The organism is Streptococcus parasanguinis, from assembly GCF_047465465.1.
Classification (GTDB): Bacteria; Bacillota; Bacilli; order Lactobacillales; family Streptococcaceae; genus Streptococcus; species Streptococcus parasanguinis_AI.
In genome coordinates this window covers 126223-145185 of sequence record NZ_JASGZU010000003.1, presented here as the reverse complement: position 1 = coordinate 145185, position 18963 = coordinate 126223, and the positions used below count along the sequence as shown (strand labels likewise).

The following is an 18963-nucleotide window of genomic DNA, read 5'->3' as shown; positions in this document are numbered from 1 at the left end:
CTTTCTTATGCCTGTGAACGCTTACAGAAAATCACATATTAACTATACCAAAAAAATAGGAGCGATAGGCCTCGATTTCGCTCCAACTATAGTTAGATTAAGAATTCCTTTAATTAGTGGAAATCCCCTACGAACCAAAAAAATAGAAGCCAACGGCTTCTATTTTTTATGATCTTATAATCCTGGTTCTTGACCAAGTTCAGCAGCCACCATCCAAATGTTCTTTTCAAGTTCTGCTTTAGCCCCAACAAAGATATCGTTGGTTACATCGTCGCCTTCAGCATCGGTAACATCCAAAGCTTTTTGGTAAAGGCCATCAAGGTAATGGAAGATTTCAAGAACACGTGTCAAGCTTTCTTCTACATTTTTTGTAAATGTTCCACGGCGTTCTTCAATATTGCTGTGTTCCAAAAATTCAGTCATGCTAGAATATGGCGCACCACCAAGAGTGATCAAGCGTTCGCTCACTTCATCTAAGGTTGCATCCAAGCTGTCCATGTATTCGTCCATTTTTGGATGCCAAACCATAAAGCCACGTCCACGCATATACCAGTGTACTTGGTGAAGGGCAATGTGAGCCACGTAGAGATCTGCTACGACTTGGTTCAAGAGAGCTTTTGTTTCTGGAAGAGTTTCTTTATTTGAAGGTGCAAAAGTTGCTACATCAGTAGCTGCTTCATGTTTCATAGTTGTCATGTCATTTCTCCTTTTTATAATGATTCTAATTAACTATGTCTTTATTATATGCTTCCTCCACCAGAAAGTCAAGATAAAAGATTAAAAAAGATCATAGTTGTCAATTGAGAAAAGATACGATAGAATGAAGAAGACTAATCGAAAGGCTTGACTAATGAAATATATCTTTACCTTCCTGATCTCCATGGTGCCCCTTGTTGAATTGCGCGGGGCCATCCCTTTTGCCATTGCAAATGGTATTCCCTTATGGACAGCGCTCCTGATCGGAGTGATCGGAAATCTTCTCCCTGTCCCTCTGATCTTCTTTTTCGCCCGCCATATTCTTACTTGGGGGGCAAAAAAACCAATTATCGGAGGCTTTTTTAGCTGGTGTCTCAATAAGGGTCATAGAGGCGGACAGAAATTAGAAAAAGCTGCAGGTGACAAGGGTATCTTCTGGGCCTTGTTGCTCTTTGTGGGAATTCCTCTTCCCGGAACTGGTGCCTGGACTGGAGCCCTTGCAGCTTCTATCCTCGACTGGGACTTCAAACGCAGTAGCCTCGCAGTCATGCTCGGAGTAATCCTAGCCGGCCTCATCATGGGAACCCTGTCCCTGCTCCTAGGAATCGATACCTTCGCACATTAAGCAAATGAATGAGCCCATGATATCAATTCACATAATATCTTCTCTGAATCTTTCCTTAGGTGAGTACGGACGTCAGCGAACTTCTATGAAGTTCCATGACTTAGTTTTGAACCTAAAGTTTCAAAACTCCCGAGTGCTTGAAACTTCATTGTTTCAAGCACTTTTCTCACGGCGGAAAGTTTCAGAAAGTATCTGGATGAATCTTCGGTAACGTCTGTTATTTTTTGAAAACAAAGTTTGTTTAATATTATAAAACATCTTAAACAATGATATAAGATATTTTCCACACAAAAAAGAGGTTTCCTTCGAAACCTCTTATTTTTTTATTCTTAGTTGTTAAGAGCTGCTGCCATTGTAGCTGCAACTTCTGCTTCAAAGTCATTTGAAGCTTTTTCAATACCTTCACCAACTTCAAAACGAACGAATTCGATAACTGAAGCATTTACTGATTCAAGGTAAGCTTCAACTGTCTTGCTGTCATCCATGATGTAGACTTGTGCAAGAAGAGTGTAGGCTTGGTCAACTTTTGTGTTGTCCAAGAAGAAGCGATCCATTTTACCTGGGATGATTTTATCCCAGATTTTTTCTGGTTTACCTTCAGCTGCCAATTCAGCTTTGATATCTTCTTCAGCTTGAGCAACCACTTCGTCAGTCAATTGTGCTTTTGAACCGAATTTCAAGTGTGGAAGAGCTGGTTTACCAACCATTGCACGGCTTTCGTTATCTTGGTCGATGACGTGGTTCAATTGTGCCAATTCATCTTTCACGAATTGTTCATCCAATTCTTTGTATGAAAGAACAGTTGGTTTCATTGCAGCGATGTGCATTGAGATTTGTTTAGCAAGTGCTTCGTCTCCACCTTCGATCACAGAGATAACACCGATACGTCCACCGTTGTGTTGGTAAGCACCGAAGTGTTGTGCATCTGTTTTTTCAAGCAAAGCAAAACGACGGAATGAAATCTTTTCACCGATTGTAGCTGTTGCAGATACGTATGCAGCTTCAAGAGTTTCACCTGAAGGCATTGTCAAAGCAAGAGCTTCTTCGTTGTTAGCTGGTTTACCTTCAGCGATCACTTTCGCTGTTGCGTTTACCAATTCAACGAATTGAGCGTTTTTCGCAACGAAGTCAGTTTCAGCATTCACTTCAACAACTGCTGCAACATTACCGTTGACATAAACACCAGTCAAACCTTCAGCGGCAACACGGTCAGCTTTCTTAGCTGCTTTAGCCATACCTTTTTCGCGAAGCAATTCGATCGCTTTTTCGATATCACCTTCAACTTCAACCAATGCCTTTTTAGCGTCCATGACACCGGCACCAGATTTTTCACGCAATTCTTTTACAAGCTTAGCTGTAATTTCTGCCATTTTTGTTCTCCTATATTTTTTAATAAAATAAGAGGGTCGGGCTGAGCCCTGCCCTCTTAGGTTCGTTACTTATTGAATGAAATTAAGCGTTGTCGCCTTCTACAACTTCAACGATTTCTTCGATTGAATCAGCTTGACCTTCAGTAGCTGCCAATTCAGCTTCTACTGTAGCAACACTGTCTTCACCTTGACGTCCTTCGATAACAGCGTCAGCCATTTTCGCAGTGATCAATTTAACAGCGCGGATAGCGTCATCGTTCGCTGGGATGATAACATCGATATCATCTGGGTCAGTGTTTGTGTCGACCATCGCTACAACTGGGATACCCAATTTCTTAGCTTCTTTAACAGCGATTTGTTCTTTATGTGGATCCACAACGTACATTACGTCTGGGATACGAGGCATGTCTTCGATACCGCCCAAGAATTTTTCAAGACGAGCGCGTTGTTTGTTCAACAATGCAACTTCTTTCTTAGGAAGAACTTCAAAAGTTCCATCTTCTTCCATGCGTTTGATTTCTTTCAAACGAGCGATACGTTTTTGGATTGTTCCCCAGTTAGTAAGAGTTCCACCCAACCAACGGTGGTTGATGAAGTATTGACCTGCACGAACAGCTTCTTCTGCAACAGCATCAGCAGCTTGTTTCTTAGTACCTACGAACAAGATCACTGCATCGTTTGCAGCTGCATCACGCATGAAGTCGTATGCTTGGTCTGCATATTTTACAGTTTGTTGCAAGTCGATAACGTGGATTCCGTTACGTTCTGTGAAGATGTACTTAGCCATCTTAGGGTTCCAGCGACGAGTTTGGTGACCGAAGTGTACACCAGCCTCAAGAAGTTGTTTCATTGAAATTACTGCCATGAGTAGTTTCTCCTTTTTTGTTTTTTTCTCCTCTCTCAGACGTCAACTTGCAGCACGACCACAAGGGCAACGGTGCCACAATGGATCCGAGATGAGTATTTGCTGTCTTAGACAACTCTATAAGTATAGCAGAAATCACTAGAATTCGCAAGCTATTTGAGAGATTTTTTCAATCCCTACGATGAAATGGTTTTCTAAAGTTGTTTGACGTAAAAAGTTTTTCTTGACCTATCTTTATTTTTAGGTTACAATATTATATGTTATGGCGGTATAGCCAAGTGGTAAGGCACGGCTCTGCAAAAGCTTGATCGTCGGTTCAAATCCGTCTACCGCCTTGATAATAAAATTTTTTATCATCTTTTATCTTTTAAAAATTCCCCTAGCAATAGGGGGTTTTTTGTTGCCATTTGCCCCATTCCTTGATTATTGATATAATAAAACCTCGCCTGATAGGCGAAGCACACACATTAGAAAGGGTATTTATGAAAAACATTCGTTTCTTTGCGATCGGCCTTCTTTCACTAGTGACACTAGCCGCTTGCTCACCCGCCAATTCTGCGCAACCAGCAAAAACCGCTTCTAGTTCTAGAAAACCGATCAAACAATCTTCTACCAAAACATCATCTAGTAAATCGTCGAACACTTCTTCAGACAGCAGTAGCTCAGATGATTTTTCAGGTCGCTTCAGCTTGGATCCAGATGATGGCGCATCTCTCCAATATGTGCCAGGAGCTGCATCCATTCCTGAGATCGAAAAGCTCAAGAACCTCCACCCTACCACCGGTTTTGTATTAAGAACCGAAGATGGACAAGAGGTTGGTGGGCCAAAAGAAAGAAGCAGTTACGATGACGTAGTTGCAGCCTTTGGTCAACCCGTAAGTAGCACAGACAGTGCGAATCCTGGTGATGGAGTCAATGTATGGGCAACAGACAATGGCGATATCATGGCTTTCTTCCGCAATAATGTGTTAACAGATATCACCTTCCGACTAAGAGGGGGCGATGCCAACCACCAGTCTACTGGCAGCATTTCCAAATCCGATACACCAAAAACGGCCCTCGAACGTCTCGGAAAACCCTATGCCATTATGCGTTCAGAAAATGGGACCAGCTATGTCTATAAAGATAGCAACGGAGATGAATCTAGCTTTTCTACACAAGGAAATAAGATCTTCAATGTTACGTCTGCTGCAGAAACCAAGCAGTTAAAAAAGATCACTGGCCTGGATAAAAATCAATAATAAGCAATCAAAAGAGGCTGGGACAAAAGTCCTAGCCTCTCAATTATTTTTGGATTGTCGAGCAAGACGCAGTGGTTGAGTGCTCAAAGCACTGCTTTGAGGTGGCGGATAGAACTTGCGAAGCAAGTATCCTAAGTCTTTGTTCGCTTTTTAAGCTTCAAAGATGCCCTATGTTTCCTTTATCTGCAACCTTCAACAGTCTCCCAGACTGTTGAAGCTGTCCCACTCTCTCTTTCTTACAATTCAGCAATTTGGTTCAAATTCACTTCTGCAACCGTATCGTTACCGAACATAGAAATGACCATTTTCACCTTGTTGTTATCAATTTCAGTGATCTTACCAGTATAGTCTGTGAAGGCACCGTCGATGATACGAACCGTATCGCCCACCTTGACATCCAAATCAAACTCTTGAACGGTTTGACCCATAGAGAGCAAGATGCTGCGGATTTCTTCTTCCAACAATGGAGTTGGTTTTGAACGGTTCCCGTGTGATCCGACGAAACCTGTAACGTTCGGTGTATTCCGAACGACAAACCAAGCTTCATCTGTCATGACCATTTCTACCAAGACATAACCTGGGAAGCGATTTTCTTCGATTTCTTTGGTTTTACCGTTTTTCTCAACTTGTACGGTTTGAGTTGGAATCTCTACGCGCAAGATGTTTTCTAACATATTGTAAGTTTGCGCACGTTGCAAAAGATTCTCTTTTACCTTATTTTCATATCCTGAGTAGGTTTGTAGTACAAACCAGCCTTTATCAAAACTGTCCATTTGGGTATCCTTTCTTTCTGTTTAGCCTGCTCGAGCTTTTGTGAACATACTAAAAAAAGCCTCTTGGCTTTCCTTTTCCTAGCTTCATTATACCACATTTTGCAGGAATGCAAAGAGGTTTGCTGATTTATTTTTAAGAAAAGACTACAAAAAGTGGGACCCTGAGGATCCCACATGGCTTCTTTTCTTAAAAGAAATTGATCATGTGCAATAGGCCACGTGCAATGACTTTGTCGAACAAATAAATCAATGCAACAAAGAAAGCGGTGTACTCAATCACTGAGATAAAGTTTTTCCATCTTTCCTTGCGATTTGGCCAAGTTGTATCTTTTAGTAAGACGAAAATATCTTTAATGAATTTCACAACTCTCTCCTATCGTGTTTCTTTATGGATGGTATACTTGCTGCAATGTTTGCAGAATTTATTGACTTCTAGACGTGTTGGTTTTGGCGTCCCACTCAACTTAATGGAGTAATTGCGTGACCCACAAACCGTACACGCTAGACTTGCTTTTTTTAATGCCATAACGCCTCCGTTCACCCCATTATAGCAAGTTTTCCACGTTTTGACAAGAACAGAAAATCTCCTGTCAAGAAAAAAGCAAATCTAAAGCGTTATCACTCTGGTTTTTTCCTCATTTTTGGTAAAATAAAACAAAAGGAGACGAATATGAAAAGTGATAACCTAAAAGAAAGTAGAAATATCGAAGACCGTCGAGGGCAAAGCTACTCCCAATCTTCAGGAAACAGTAACCTTGGCGGGGGCATTTTACAGATCTTACTATCGCCCGGAAGCTTCAAGAGTAAGATCGTCCTCATCCTTCTTCTGGTTCTTCTAGGAGGTGGTGGCGCTAGTCTTGGTGGACTCTTTGGAAACGAGACTTCTCATTCTTACCAGTCTAGCCAGATCACGCGCACCAACAAGACCCATGTCGACGATGCAGATGCTGAGTTCGTCAGCAAGGTCCTTGCCACAACAGAAGATCATTGGCACAAGGTCTTTCAAGCCGAAGGACGGACCTACCAGGAGCCCAAACTAGTCTTCTATACCGGACGGACAAAGACAGGCTGTGGAGTTGGGCAAGCATCGGCTGGTCCCTTCTACTGTCCAACCGACAAAAAGATTTATTTGGATATGAGCTTCTACAAGGAATTAACAACCAAATACAAGGCTAGCGGGGACTTCGCCATGGCCTACGTGATCGCTCACGAAGTCGGCCACCACGTGCAAAATGAGCTGGGAATCCTTGGTAAATACCATCGGATGCAACAAGGTCTTTCTGAAAAGGAACGAAATGCCATCAGTGTCCGCATTGAGCTACAAGCTGATTATCTAGCCGGTGTCTGGGCCCGCTCCATTCAAGACCGAAACCTTCTAGATATCGGCGATATCGAAGAAGCCATGAATGCAGCCCATGCAGTCGGGGATGACACTCTCCAAGAGCAAGCCTACGGCTACTCGGTACCAGATAGCTTTACCCACGGAACTTCAGAGCAACGCATGCGCTGGTTCAAACGAGGCTACCAGTACGGGGATCTCCAACACGGCGATACCTTTAGCTTGTCAGATAGTGAACTTTAAATAAAAAACGATTCAGAAGAATTTCTGAATCGTTTTTTTGATTAGAAACCAAGCCAGCCTTTGAAGGTATCCCAAGCGTTTTTCGCTTTGCCTGGGATATCGGCTTCGTCGATTGCTTTTTTCGCATCATCGACCATATTCGACGCCTTTTCTTTGACATCCTCAAAGAAACCTTTGTCTTCTTTGCTATCTGTTTCTGTCGTTTCTTCTCCGACTGGCGCAATGCCATTTTCAGCATAAGAGTTCTTCACCGAGTCAAACTGAGTACCGTCTGTATAAGGCAGGACACTGTTGGCAACATTGCGGAAGATCTCGGATGCCGTCCCAGCACTACTGTCCGTCAGGTAGTGATTTTCATCGGTCGTTGGGAAACCAAGCCATTGACTGATGACCACATCTGGCGTGTAGCCGATCACCCATTGGTCTCCAGAGAGGTCCTTGTTAAAGCTGGTCTCTGTCGTACCGGTTTTCCCTGCCATGGTATAGCCATAAGGCGCAGCGTTCACCCCTGTACCATTACTGAAGGTACCAAGCATCATATTGGTCATCTTATCTGTCGTTGAACCACTGAGCACTCGGGTTGATTTCTGGCTATGGCTCTTGACCACTTGGCCACTTGCATTTTCGATCTTGGTAATGAGGTGAGCATCATTCATGACCCCGCCGTTAGCAAAGGTGCCATAGGCCTGAGCCATCTGCATCGGATTGGTTGTCACACCAGCTCCCAAGGCAACGGCAAGCGACTTGTCCACCTTATCCATGTTGAGTCCGAATTTTTTCCCGTATTCAAAGACCGTATCGAGACCCAAATCATTAGCGGTCGCTACGGCTGGAAGGTTAAGGGATTCTGCTAAGGCCTGGTACATTGGTACCGTTGGGCTCGACTGGATTCCCGCATAGTTATTAACCTCATAGCTTCCATATTGGGTGGTACTATTGTCCAATTCCTTATTGGTCGACCAACCTTCAGCAACAGCTGGGCTATAGACAACCAAAGGTTTGATGGTTGAGCCTGGACTACGGGCAGCCTGGGTAGCGTAGTTGTAGGTACGGAAACCTGGATTTTGATCGCTTCCGACACGCCCTACGAGAGCCCGAACCCCTCCGGTCTTAGGATCAAGCGCTACACTACCAGATTCCGCGCGCGTGCCGTCTTCCGCTACTGGGAAGAGAGCTGTATTGTCATAGATCACCTGCATGCTTGCTTGGTAATTTTGATCCAGCTCAGTGTAGATCCGGTAGCCATTTTTGACAATATCTTCTTCGGTCAGGCCGTATTCATTGACCGCCTCATTGATCACCGCATCAAAATAGGATGGATAGCGATAGTCCTCTGACTTGCCTTCATAGGCATCGACCAGCTGGCCATGGATATCCACAGCAGCCGACTGATCAGCTGTTTTCTGGTCAATATAGCCAGCCGCCACCATATTTTGGAGGACCGTATTGCGACGATTGGTCGCATTCTCTACTGAATAGAGCGGGTTATAGATTTCCGGTCCCTTGAGCATACCTGCGAGAACCGCAGACTGATCCAGGCTTAATTGACTGGCTGAAACCCCAAAATACTTCTTGGAAGCATCCTCAATACCCCAAACCCCATTTCCAAAATAGGCATTGTTGAGGTACATGGTGAGGATTTCTTTTTTACTGTATTTCTTATTGATTTCAAGCGCCAGGAAGAATTCTTTAGCCTTACGCTCCACCGTCTGGTCCTGAGACAGGTAAGCATTCTTGGCTAGCTGCTGGGTGATGGTCGACCCACCACCTGAGCGACCCAGGGTCAAAATCGCTAAGAAGAAGCGACCATAGTTGATCCCGCTATTCTTGTAAAAGCTCCGGTCCTCTGTTGCGACCACGGCATTTTGCAGATTCTCACTAATGGCATCGAGTTCGACATAGGTTCCTTTTTGCCCGGTCAAACTTCCCGCCTGGTCCCCATTCTTATCATAGATAATAGTGGTCGCCTTCAGTGCATTCTGCAAATCCTTGACGTTGGTCGTCTTTGCGAGGTAGAAGAGATAGCCCCCTGTCAAGAGGCTAAAGCCTAGCCCAATGATCAGGAGAATCTTGGTCAAATGGAATCTGCGCCAAAAACGACGGAAGGGATGTTGAGAGAGAGGCTTGCTTCTGTGCTTGCCTGAGCGACTATAGGTCGGCTCTACTGTCTCTTCCGGTAGTTCCGTGTCTGGCACTTCTTCTGCCACCGCTTTGGGCGGATGATCCTTTCTAAAAAAAGTGATCAGGTTTTCAAATAATTCTTTTATTCTATTCATACCTGTTATTGTAACACCTTATCCTTGTCCTAGCAAGAAAAGATAGCTCATCCCCTTCTCCCATTTAGTTTTCTTTAAGCTTAGATTTTGCTACAATAGGGTCATGAACTATCAATTTACCATTCCACAATCCTTTCCCCAGATGACTGTGAAAGAGTTGCTTGAGGACTACTTCCTCATTCCCCGTAAGATCCGGCATTTTTTACGAACCAAGAAACACGTCTTGGTCAATGGCGAGACCATCAACTGGCAGAGCCCCGTTCAAAAAGGAGACCAGATCCAGCTGATCTTTGACGCGGACGATTACCCTGAAAAAGAGCTCCCAGCCGGAGACCCGAGTCTGGTCGAAGAGCTCTATCAGGATGAGCATGTCATCATCGTCAATAAGCTTGAAGGTATGAAAACCCATGCCAATGAGCCGACAGAAATTGCTCTTCTCAACCATGTTTCCAGCTATGTTGGATCCACCTGCTACGTCGTGCACCGCCTAGATAAGGAAACCAGCGGAGCGATTTTATTTGCTAAAAACCCTTTTATCCTGCCCATTCTCAACCGCATTTTAGAAGATAAAAACATCCAACGCGAGTACTGGGCCTTGATCCAAGGTAGCTTAGCACAAAAAACCATCGTCTACAAGGATAAAATCGGACGCGATCGCCACGATCGGCGCAAGCGCCTGGTCGATCCACGCAAGGGACAGTATGCAGAAACCCAGGTGACGCAACTGAAAAAAATCGGGCGCAACAGCCTGGTTAAATGCCAGCTTAAGACGGGGCGTACCCATCAGATCCGGGTGCATCTCTCCCATCATGGGCACCCGATTGTCGGGGACCCTCTCTATAACCCTGCACGCGGAGAGCGACTCATGCTCCATGCTCACCGCTTGACCTTCACCAATCCATTAACCCTTGAAACCATCCAAGTCGAGGCCCCTTCCAAGAGTTTCGAAGAAGGGTTGAAAAAATGAGAAAAGAAGCAAAAAATAGGCTGGACAAAAACTGTTCAGCCTTTTATATTTGATAGAAATAACTGTATGACGCAGTGGTTGATTGGCATCTTTGTTCTCTTTTTAAGCTCCAAAGATGACCTAATCAACTGTGCGGGGGTGGGAAGACGAACTCTTTTTACTAGTCGGAGTTCTTTCCCACTCCCTTTTTATTATTGATAGCGTGGGGTTGCAAATCCACGGATATTGCCATGTCCGATTCGGTAGGTATTGCGACGGACTTGGTTGTTGGAGTTTCCTTCAATGGTATGAATGATTCCGTTTGAGACGCTTTCGACAATTCCGATGTGATCCGCAAAGCCATTGTTTTGTTGGCTATTTTGATCCCAGTTAAAGGTGATGATGTCCCCTGCTTTTGGTGTAGTGGTACCATCTTCATTCCAGATGCCCAAGCGTTTGAAGATCTGGATGTGACGTTCGACTCCACATTCACGACCAATCAAACCGCTCAAACCTTCCCGCTGGAAGACGGTTGTGACAAAGATATCACACCAGTCATCGGTCGTCTTCACTGCATAACCTACTGGAAGTGGTTTGACACTGTTGTAATCATTGACCAATTGTTGGTGAGCTGCAGTTCCGCCACGAACGCCTACTAGACTAGCTGCTGCCCGTAAGACACGGTCCCGTTGTCCATTCGTTACACGAGGACTAAAAGCAGTTTGATCTACTGTCGCACGGGGATGAAGGGCTGTTTGACCAAGGTTAAAGCCTTCAACGCCACCATCGACATAATCCACATAGACGTGAGTGGTATAGTTACCTGATTGGTACTGGTGATTTGCTGCAGAGACCTGCACTTCTGTATGCATTCCAGAAGGTGCTGTTGAATACCAGAAAAGATTTTCTTGGTGTGCTTGAGACCAGGCTGCGACACGGATGTTCTTAATCCGACGGCCCTGAGGCGCTTGATCCACCGTTACCGTATAGGTTCCAGCACCAGAATTGACATTCTTGATCCCTGTTTGTGTCTTCGTCTGAGCATTTCGGAATTCAACTTCTGTAGTCGTTGAACCGACACCCACACGAGAACCATCATTTTGAATATAGTAAAGGTGAATATGGTACTTACCAGTAGAGTTTTTATGATCGCTCGCTTTGACCGATACCTTGTAGTCTCCATTTGATTGACGAGTCGCTTCATACCAGCGAATATCGTCTTGGCCATCCTTATCAGACCAAGTTGGGACTTGAACCGTCCGCACCCCTTTAGGACTGTAGACATCCTTGATGATGACGTCAAAGGTACCCGCATCCTTGTTGTTGTTTTGGATTAAGAGACTAGCAGTTGGACGTGACTGATTTTTGAAATCAATAAAGGCTTTCTTGACAAACTTGTTTTGTCCTTTGGCATCTACATAGAAGACTTGCGCTTCATACTGGCCATCAGCGTTTTCGTGGTCACTAGCTTTGGCTGTTACAGTATATGAGCCATCTGCTTGACGAGTTGGAGTGTACCAGATGATATCTTTCATCCCATTGGCATGAGACCAGAATGGAATCTTCACTTCTTTATAACCATCGAAACCTTGAAGGTTCTTAGCTGTAATAGTGAAAGTCCCGTCTGACTCTGATTTTGTAATGGTCAGATCAGCAGATGGTTTAGGAGCTGTGTAATCGATAAAGGCTTTCTTGACAAACTTGTTTTGACCTTGGGCATCCACATAGAAAACTTGCGCTTCGTATTTGCCATCAGCGTTTTCGTGGTCACTAGCTTTGGCTGTTACAGTATATGAACCGTCTGCCTGGCGAGTCGGAGTGTACCAGATGATATCTTTTATCCCATTGGCATGAGACCAGAACGGAATCTTCACTTCCTTGTAGCTGTCGAAGCCTTGGAGGTTCTTAGCTGTGATGGTGAAGGTACCGTCTGACTCTGATTTCGTAATGGTCAGATCAGCAGATGGTTTAGGAGCTGTATAGTCAATAAAGGCTTTCTTAACAAACTTGTTTTGGCCTTTAGCATCCACATAGAAAACTTGCGCTTCATATTTGCCATCAGCGTTTTCGTGGTCACTAGCTTTGGCTGTTACAGTATAAGAACCATCTGCTTGACGACTTGGAGTGTACCAGATGATGTCTTTCATCCCATTGGCATGAGACCAGAATGGAATCTTCACTTCTTCATAACCATCCAAGCCTTGAAGATTCTTAGCCGTAATGGTAAAGGTGCCGTCTGACTCTGATTTTGCAATAGTCAAATCTGCGGAAACCGGAGATTCCTGTTGAGGAACACTCTCATTTCTTGCTGCTACCACTCGTGCGCGTGCGCCATATGGTGCACGACTAGCTACCACAGCTGGTGCTGGTTGCTCTGATACAACCTTGTCGCTAGTGCCCTTGTCAGAAGACTGGTTATTGCTAAGAGTCGGTGTGACAGGTGCTGCCTCTGTTGCAACGGTATTTTCTGTCTGAATACCTTTCTCAACTCCCACTTCTTCGCTCGCGGTATTCTGTGCTTCTGATGAAGTTGTTGTTGCAACGATAGCTGATGTATTTTCTGGTGTTTGATCAGACGCATGTTGCTCATCGGCTTTGACTTGTTGTGTCGAAAAAGCCAACAAAACGGCTGTCCCAGCATAAAAAATAAGATCTTTCTTTTTCATGTATCTTCCTTACAATTTTTTATACGGTTGTACCCACATAGTAGTATTATAGCACAAACCGCCGGATCAAGAAACAATATCATGAGAAGAATCCTATTTTTAAAGAAAACAGAAGGCCAGATTGGCCTTCTGATTAGCTTATGCAAAAATTGAGAAGAAAGGTGCTCCAAGCTTGTTATCCATCGGGTCCTTACTCTTAATAGAGTGAAGATAGTTGATGGAGTACCAGCCGTTGTTGCCGCTATTATATGGATCGCGAACATAGGTTCTTCCATTGTCATAACCATGCAAGACTAATTCATGAGTATAAGGATCGCTAGTAAATTGGCTATTACCTACTGCAGCAAGTACATGCTTGCCAGCCATGAGGGCTTCTGCAATGCCTCCAGCTCCATTAATCAATTGGCTCTTCAAGCCCCAGTTCCGAGTGGCAGCTACAATCCCATCAGAATCTGTTCCTGCTTCACCTTTGTTGAATGAATCAGTATTGTTGTAGAGATAATCAGCTACTGTTGTTGGCAAAATAGTTCTACCTAGGATATCTGTGAAGGTCATGGCAAGGGAGGTTGGCACACAACCTGACTGATCGACATTGCTCACACCGTAATATTTCCCAGCCCAACGAGGATCCCGTTGAGAATAATAGGTTGTTTGTGGATTCACCTTTTGATTTCGTGGAGACAAGGCTGTCTGACCGAGGTTAAAACCTTCAACTCCCCCATCTTTGTAGTCTACATAGACGTGAGTGGTATAGTTGCCCGCTTCATTACCGTGATTATTGGCAGAGACAGTGATCTCTGTATGCATACCTGTCGGTGTTGCGGAATACCAGTATAGATTTTCTTGGTGCGCTTTAGACCAAGCTGCGACACGAATATTCTTAATCTGACGTCCCTGAGGTGCCTGATCTACAGCTACTGTATAAGTCCCGTTTGTTGCATTGACATTCTTGATAGCAGCTTGCGTCTTGGTCATGGCATTTCTAACTTCTACGTCTGTAGTAGTGGTACCAATACCAATCCGAGAACCATCATTTTGAATGTAATAAAGGTGAACATGGTACTTACCAGTAGAGTTCTTATGATCGCTCGCTTTGACCGATACCTTGTAATCTCCGTTCGCTTGGCGTGTTGCTTCATACCAGCGAATATCGTCTTGGCCGTCCTTATCAGACCAAGTTGGGACTTGAACGGTCCGCACCCCTTTAGGGCTGTAGACATCCTTGATGATGACATCAAATGTTCCTGTATCCTTGTTGTTGTTTTGGATCAAGAGAGTGCCGGTTGGACGAGATTGATTTTTGTAATCAATAAAGGCTTTCTTGACAAACTTGTTTTGGCCTTGAGCGTCCACATAGAAGACCTGCGCTTCGTACTTGCCATCAGCGTTTTCGTGGTCACTGGCTTTGGCTGTTACAGTATATGAACCGTCTGCTTGACGAGTTGGCGTGTACCAGATGATGTCTTTCATCCCATTGGCATGAGACCAGAATGGAATCTTCACTTCCTTGTAGCCATCGAAGCCTTGAAGGTTCTTAGCTGTGATGGTGAAGGTGCCGTCTTTTTCTGATTTTGTAATGGTCAGATCAGCAGATGGTTTAGAAGCTGTGTAATCGATAAAGGCTTTCTTGACAAACTTATTTTGTCCGTTAGCATCCACATAGAAAACTTGAGCCTCGTACTTGCCATCAGCGTTTTCGTGGTCACTAGCTTTGGCTGTTACAGTATATGAACCATCTGCTTGACGTGTCGGAGTATACCAGATGATATCCTTCATCCCATTGGCATGAGACCAGAATGGAATCTTCACTTCCTTGTAGCCATCGAAGCCTTGAAGATTCCTAGCCGTGATGGTGAAGATGGCATCTTTTTCTGATTTTGTAATGGTCAGATCAGCTGCGACAGCATTGACCGGTTTTGTCGCCGTATAATCGATAAAGGCCTTTTTCACAAATTTGTTTTGACCTTGGGCACCTACATAGAAGACCTGCGCTTCGTATTTACCATCAGCATTTTCGTGGTCACTAGCCTTAGCCGTTACAGTATATGAACCGTCTGCCTGGCGAGTCGGAGTATACCAGATGATGTCTTTCATCCCATTGGCATGAGACCAGAATGGAATCTTCACTTCCTTGTAGCCATCGAAGCCTTGAAGGTTCTTAGCTGTAATGGTGAAGGTACCGTCTTTTTCTGATTTTGCAATAGTCAAATCAGCTGATACTGGTGTCTGATTTTTCTTTCCAACGGCTACTGTCGTCGTTGTTCCACCCACACCCGTCATTTGTCCATTGTTCTGAACATAGTAAAGGTGAACATTGTAAAGACCGGTTGAGTTTTTATGGTCCGCTGCTTTTACATTGACGGTATAGGTCCCATTTGCTTGACGATTGGCTGTATACCAAACAAGGTCATCTTGACCGCCTGTTTCTGACCAGATCGGTACAGAAACGGTTCGAACTCCATTTGGTGCCTTGACATTTGAGATGACAACGTCAAAGCGGCCCGTCATAGTATCGTTATTGACAATGTCAATCTTCCCACTTAAGCTGCCTTCTGTTGGATCCGCTGCAGGTTTTGCGTTCGCTGTGAAGCGACCGGTATAATCCACACTGTGGTCAAAGAGGTGTTTTCCTGGAAGCAATTCCGCTTGAGAAGTGAACTGCCAGGCACCAGCTTTCCCATTGTAACGCAAACTTTTCGCATCGTTTACAGATAGTTTTGGAGAAGGGTATTGGGCAACCCAGAAATTCTGAAGACCAAATTGAGCGGTGTTGACAGGACCTTTCTTGCGAAGGTTGTTTTCATCCAACCAGCTAGCACTGGTGTAGAACATCAAGTTGCTGTAGCCATTTTTACGCATTTCGTCAGCCCAAGCTTGGGTGTTGCGGTTAATATTTGCCTGCATCTTGGCATCCTCAAAGTCATTGACCATGAGGGTGTTCTTTGGAAGATTCAAGCGTTGCGCCTCTGCAATGTAGAATCGCGCTTCTGCACGCGCTGCTTCCTCAGAAGTGTAGCGTGAGAAGTGGTAGGTCGATACTTGCAGACCCGCAGCTTGTGCATTACGAATTTGGTTCTCCGCATTCGGGTTCTTGTACCAAGTGTCTTCTGTCAATTTGATAACGACACCGCCTACGCCTTTATTAGCTAGGGTACGGTAGTCGCCAATACTAATGTCTCCGTTGTGGCTACTCACATCAACAAATGATTTTGGTTGAACCGCCACATCTGTTGAACGACCAGCAGGAGCGTGAGCGCCTGTGTTAAAGAAGGTCGTGCTTCCTGTATTAGACGGAAGAGGGGTTTCTTCTTTCTCAGTAGTCGATGCTTCTGTAGCTTTCTCTACAGATGGTGTACGACTTTCTGTAGCAGTGCTACTGCTTCCAGAAACCACAGGCTGCTCGGTCACATTTGCTGGTGCAGCATAGTTACTTGCGACAGGCACTACAGTCTTATCAGCAACCGTTACTTCTGGTGCTGTTTCAGCTTGGACTTGGTTGCCTTCAGTAGTAGCGACTTCTTTTGAAACCAGCTCATCTGCACTGACTCCCTGGGCAGATACAGCCATCAAGACTGCCGCTCCGGCATAAAAAATAAGATCTTTCTTTTTCATATAAACTTCCCTTTATACAAATTTTATACGTTAATCATTTTACCACACGGTTTTAGGGATTAAAAGTTTTATACGGCAAATTTTTAAAATTAGTGATATTTTTTTGAAAAACTAAAAAAGAAGTCCTTCTGACTTCTTTTGATTTTATGCCAAATGATTTAAGGCCGTCTTTAGATAGTGACCGTCTCGGATTTCCTGACCAACACGCTTGGCATTATCCACCAAGTTTTGGTAATCAGCATCAGAGAGTTTGTCGATTGTCACCTTCAAATCATGAAGAGACTCTACTGCAATCCCACAGTCCTTCTCAAGCACAAAGTGAGACAAGGCTGACTGTTTCCACACTACAAGTGGGAAACCCGATGCTAAGTAAAGCGAAGCCTTGTGCGAGTTGTTGTAGCGAAGGTACTCGCCAAAAACACCACTACAGGTTTCCGCACTATCCCCATCCCAGACCAGTCCAAAACCACCCTCAAGGGCTGCAGGAAGCTCATCCGGTAGGAAGGAGCCAAAGTAAGTTTCATTCTCTAAAGCTCTACTCTCATCAAAACCAACACCATAGAGATTATAGGCAGGTTCTGCAGGAAGAGCATAGAGATAACCAGCTTTTTCCTGGGCCAAATTACCCGCCACAATCATCGGCTGGTCTTTTGTTTGGCCACTTTTTTCTTGGAAATCTGGAATTAAATAGTCAAAAATACCAAGGCTGATAATCTTATCTTCCGCAATTCCTTTATCCACCAAGACAGATTTCATAACTGGATTGTGGGCGATGATCCCATCAGCTGCCTTGAGAAAACTTGCTTCTTGAAGGTACATCCGAATTCTGTGTTTTAAAGGTAGTGAAGTCATATTGGCATGGCGAAGCACTTCTAGGTCATGAATCAAGAGATAGACTTTAATCCCTCTTTTTTGTGCTTTTTTAACCAAATGGGTTGAGAAAAAACTATGGTGGAGCATTGGAAACTGGATCAGCAACTCATCTCCTTGCTTTAGTTGATCCAAGGCTTGACCGAAAGCCTTCGCCTTATGGCGTTGAGCCACAAGGGTACTCATCTGATACCAATTGTCGACAGAAAGGACCAAGGGATGATAGCCTTCTTCTTTCACAATACTTTCTACGTCATTGCGTGCTTTATTTCCTGCGTTCTTTGCGTTGACATCATGCAGGAATTCTTCTTTTAAGTAGTATTTCATAGATTATGGTTTCTTTCAATCAAACTCATTTGCTACGACTTCTAGAGCACGCTCAATAACCACGTGCATATCGTAGTATTTATAGTCTGCTAGCCGTCCACAGAAGATGACCTTGTTGTTTTTCTCAGCTTCTTCTTGGTACTTAGCAAACATGGCGTTGTTCTTTTCATCATTGATTGGGTAGTAGGGTTCATCCCCACGTTTCCAGTCAGCTGGGTACTCACGTGTGATAACTGTCTTGGGTTGTGTACCATACTCAAAGTGCTTATGCTCGATGATCCGAGTGTAAGGAATCTCACGCTCGGTATAGTTAACCACGGCATTCCCTTGATGGTTTTCCTCATCTAAGATTTCGTGTTCAAAACGAAGACTACGGTACTCCAACTCACCGTGTTTGTAGTCAAAGTACTGGTCAATCATTCCTGTAAAGACAACTTTATCAGCTGAGCTTTCTAGCTCTTCACGATTGGCAAAGAAGTCAACTCCAAGTTCTACTTCTACATCACCCAGCATGTTTTCAATGATGACATTGTAACCACCGATTGGAATCCCTTGGTAACGGTCATTAAAGTAGTTGTTATCAAAGGTTAAACGAACTGGAAGACGTTTGATGATAAAGGGTGGAAGGTCTGTCGCAGAGCGTCCCCATTGTTTTTCAGTATAGCCCTTAATCAACTTTTCGTAGATATCTGGACCAATCAACTTGATAGCTTGTTCTTCCAAGTTCTTCGGTTCAACATCCTTCATGTCAGCTGTTTGCTCGGCAATCTTGTCCTTGACTTCTTGAGGAGTCTTAGTTCCCCACATAGCATAAAAAGTATTCATGTTAAAGGGAAGATTGTAAAGACTGCCCTTGTAGTTAGCAATTGGTGAGTTGATATAGTTGTTGAATTCAGCGAACTGGTTGACATAGTCCCAAACCTTTTTGTTGGACGTATGGAAAATGTGGGCACCGTACTTATGGACGTTGATGCCTTCAACCTCCTCGCAGTAGATATTGCCACCGATGTGATCTCGCTTGTCAATCACTTTTACTTTTTTACCACGTTTAGTAGCTTCATGTGCGAAAATGGCTCCAGACAAACCAGCACCAACAATCAGATAATCGTACATA

The 18963-nt window shown here is 44.2% G+C and carries 15 protein-coding genes and 1 tRNA gene; 5 read left to right on the top strand and 11 right to left on the bottom strand.

All coding sequences use genetic code 11. The features are described from left to right. Window positions 1-174 precede the first annotated feature (174 nt). Window positions 175-696 carry a Dps family protein gene (locus QM351_RS06875; RefSeq protein ID WP_003001978.1) on the bottom strand — a complete coding sequence of 174 codons (522 nt, stop codon included), beginning with the start codon at window positions 694-696 and terminating at the stop codon, window positions 175-177. Between the two features lie 154 nt (window positions 697-850). On the opposite strand from QM351_RS06875, the gene QM351_RS06870 reads away from it, so the two are divergent. Next, a complete protein-coding gene (locus QM351_RS06870; protein ID WP_003002130.1) occupies window positions 851-1321 on the top strand; it encodes a COG2426 family protein in 471 nt (156 codons plus the stop codon). Between the two features lie 329 nt (window positions 1322-1650). On the opposite strand, the gene tsf is transcribed toward QM351_RS06870, so the two are convergent. After that, the gene (gene tsf, locus QM351_RS06865; protein WP_003001949.1) at window positions 1651-2691 is read right to left on the bottom strand and encodes a translation elongation factor Ts; all 1041 of its coding nucleotides are present in this window, start codon (window positions 2689-2691) and stop codon (window positions 1651-1653) included. Between the two features lie 82 nt (window positions 2692-2773). Further along, window positions 2774-3556, bottom strand: coding sequence for a 30S ribosomal protein S2 (rpsB, locus tag QM351_RS06860; RefSeq protein ID WP_003002189.1), 783 nt, complete (start codon window positions 3554-3556; stop codon window positions 2774-2776). Window positions 3557-3820: 264 nt separating this feature from the next. Between rpsB and QM351_RS06855 the strand changes: the two genes are divergently transcribed. Together QM351_RS06855 and QM351_RS06850 are read left to right on the top strand one after the other, a co-directional pair. Further along, window positions 3821-3891 (top strand) — tRNA-Cys (locus QM351_RS06855). A gap of 147 nt (window positions 3892-4038) precedes the next feature. Beyond that, window positions 4039-4797, top strand: coding sequence for a hypothetical protein (locus QM351_RS06850; protein WP_023919832.1), 759 nt, complete (start codon window positions 4039-4041; stop codon window positions 4795-4797). 236 nt (window positions 4798-5033) lie between these two features. Here the strand turns inward: QM351_RS06850 and nusG are convergent, their stop codons facing one another. From nusG to rpmG, 3 genes are all read right to left on the bottom strand, one after another. Continuing rightward, on the bottom strand, window positions 5034-5570 hold the full coding sequence (nusG, locus tag QM351_RS06845) for a transcription termination/antitermination protein NusG (RefSeq protein ID WP_003002077.1): 537 nt from the start codon (window positions 5568-5570) through the stop codon (window positions 5034-5036). A 187-nt stretch (window positions 5571-5757) separates the two neighbouring features. Next, the gene (gene secE / locus QM351_RS06840) at window positions 5758-5934 is read right to left on the bottom strand and encodes a preprotein translocase subunit SecE (RefSeq protein ID WP_003002261.1); all 177 of its coding nucleotides are present in this window, start codon (window positions 5932-5934) and stop codon (window positions 5758-5760) included. Window positions 5935-5943: 9 nt separating this feature from the next. Continuing rightward, window positions 5944-6096: a 50S ribosomal protein L33 gene (gene rpmG, locus QM351_RS06835; RefSeq protein WP_003009043.1), complete on the bottom strand. Its 153-nt coding sequence runs from the start codon at window positions 6094-6096 to the stop codon at window positions 5944-5946. 144 nt (window positions 6097-6240) lie between these two features. On the opposite strand from rpmG, the gene QM351_RS06830 reads away from it, so the two are divergent. Then, on the top strand, window positions 6241-7152 hold the full coding sequence (locus QM351_RS06830) for a neutral zinc metallopeptidase (RefSeq protein ID WP_049492562.1): 912 nt from the start codon (window positions 6241-6243) through the stop codon (window positions 7150-7152). A 41-nt stretch (window positions 7153-7193) separates the two neighbouring features. Here QM351_RS06830 and pbp2a read toward each other — a convergent pair whose 3' ends face one another. Then, window positions 7194-9428 (bottom strand): penicillin-binding protein PBP2A, encoded by a 2235-nt coding sequence (gene pbp2a / locus QM351_RS06825; protein WP_023919836.1) that lies wholly within the window; start codon window positions 9426-9428, stop codon window positions 7194-7196. Window positions 9429-9531: 103 nt separating this feature from the next. Here pbp2a and QM351_RS06820 point away from each other — a divergent pair, with 103 nt between their 5' ends. Beyond that, a complete protein-coding gene (locus tag QM351_RS06820; protein ID WP_049472713.1) occupies window positions 9532-10395 on the top strand; it encodes an RluA family pseudouridine synthase in 864 nt (287 codons plus the stop codon). Window positions 10396-10586: 191 nt separating this feature from the next. Here the strand turns inward: QM351_RS06820 and QM351_RS06815 are convergent, their stop codons facing one another. From QM351_RS06815 to glf, 4 genes are all read right to left on the bottom strand, one after another. Next, on the bottom strand, window positions 10587-13040 hold the full coding sequence (locus QM351_RS06815; RefSeq protein WP_414327067.1) for a GBS Bsp-like repeat-containing protein: 2454 nt from the start codon (window positions 13038-13040) through the stop codon (window positions 10587-10589). A 138-nt stretch (window positions 13041-13178) separates the two neighbouring features. Beyond that, window positions 13179-16652: a GBS Bsp-like repeat-containing protein gene (locus QM351_RS06810; RefSeq protein WP_414327066.1), complete on the bottom strand. Its 3474-nt coding sequence runs from the start codon at window positions 16650-16652 to the stop codon at window positions 13179-13181. A 144-nt stretch (window positions 16653-16796) separates the two neighbouring features. Beyond that, window positions 16797-17849 (bottom strand): galactofuranosyltransferase, encoded by a 1053-nt coding sequence (locus QM351_RS06805; protein ID WP_414327065.1) that lies wholly within the window; start codon window positions 17847-17849, stop codon window positions 16797-16799. 15 nt (window positions 17850-17864) lie between these two features. After that, the gene (glf, locus tag QM351_RS06800; protein ID WP_070594623.1) at window positions 17865-18962 is read right to left on the bottom strand and encodes a UDP-galactopyranose mutase; all 1098 of its coding nucleotides are present in this window, start codon (window positions 18960-18962) and stop codon (window positions 17865-17867) included. Window position 18963: the final 1 nt, after the last annotated feature.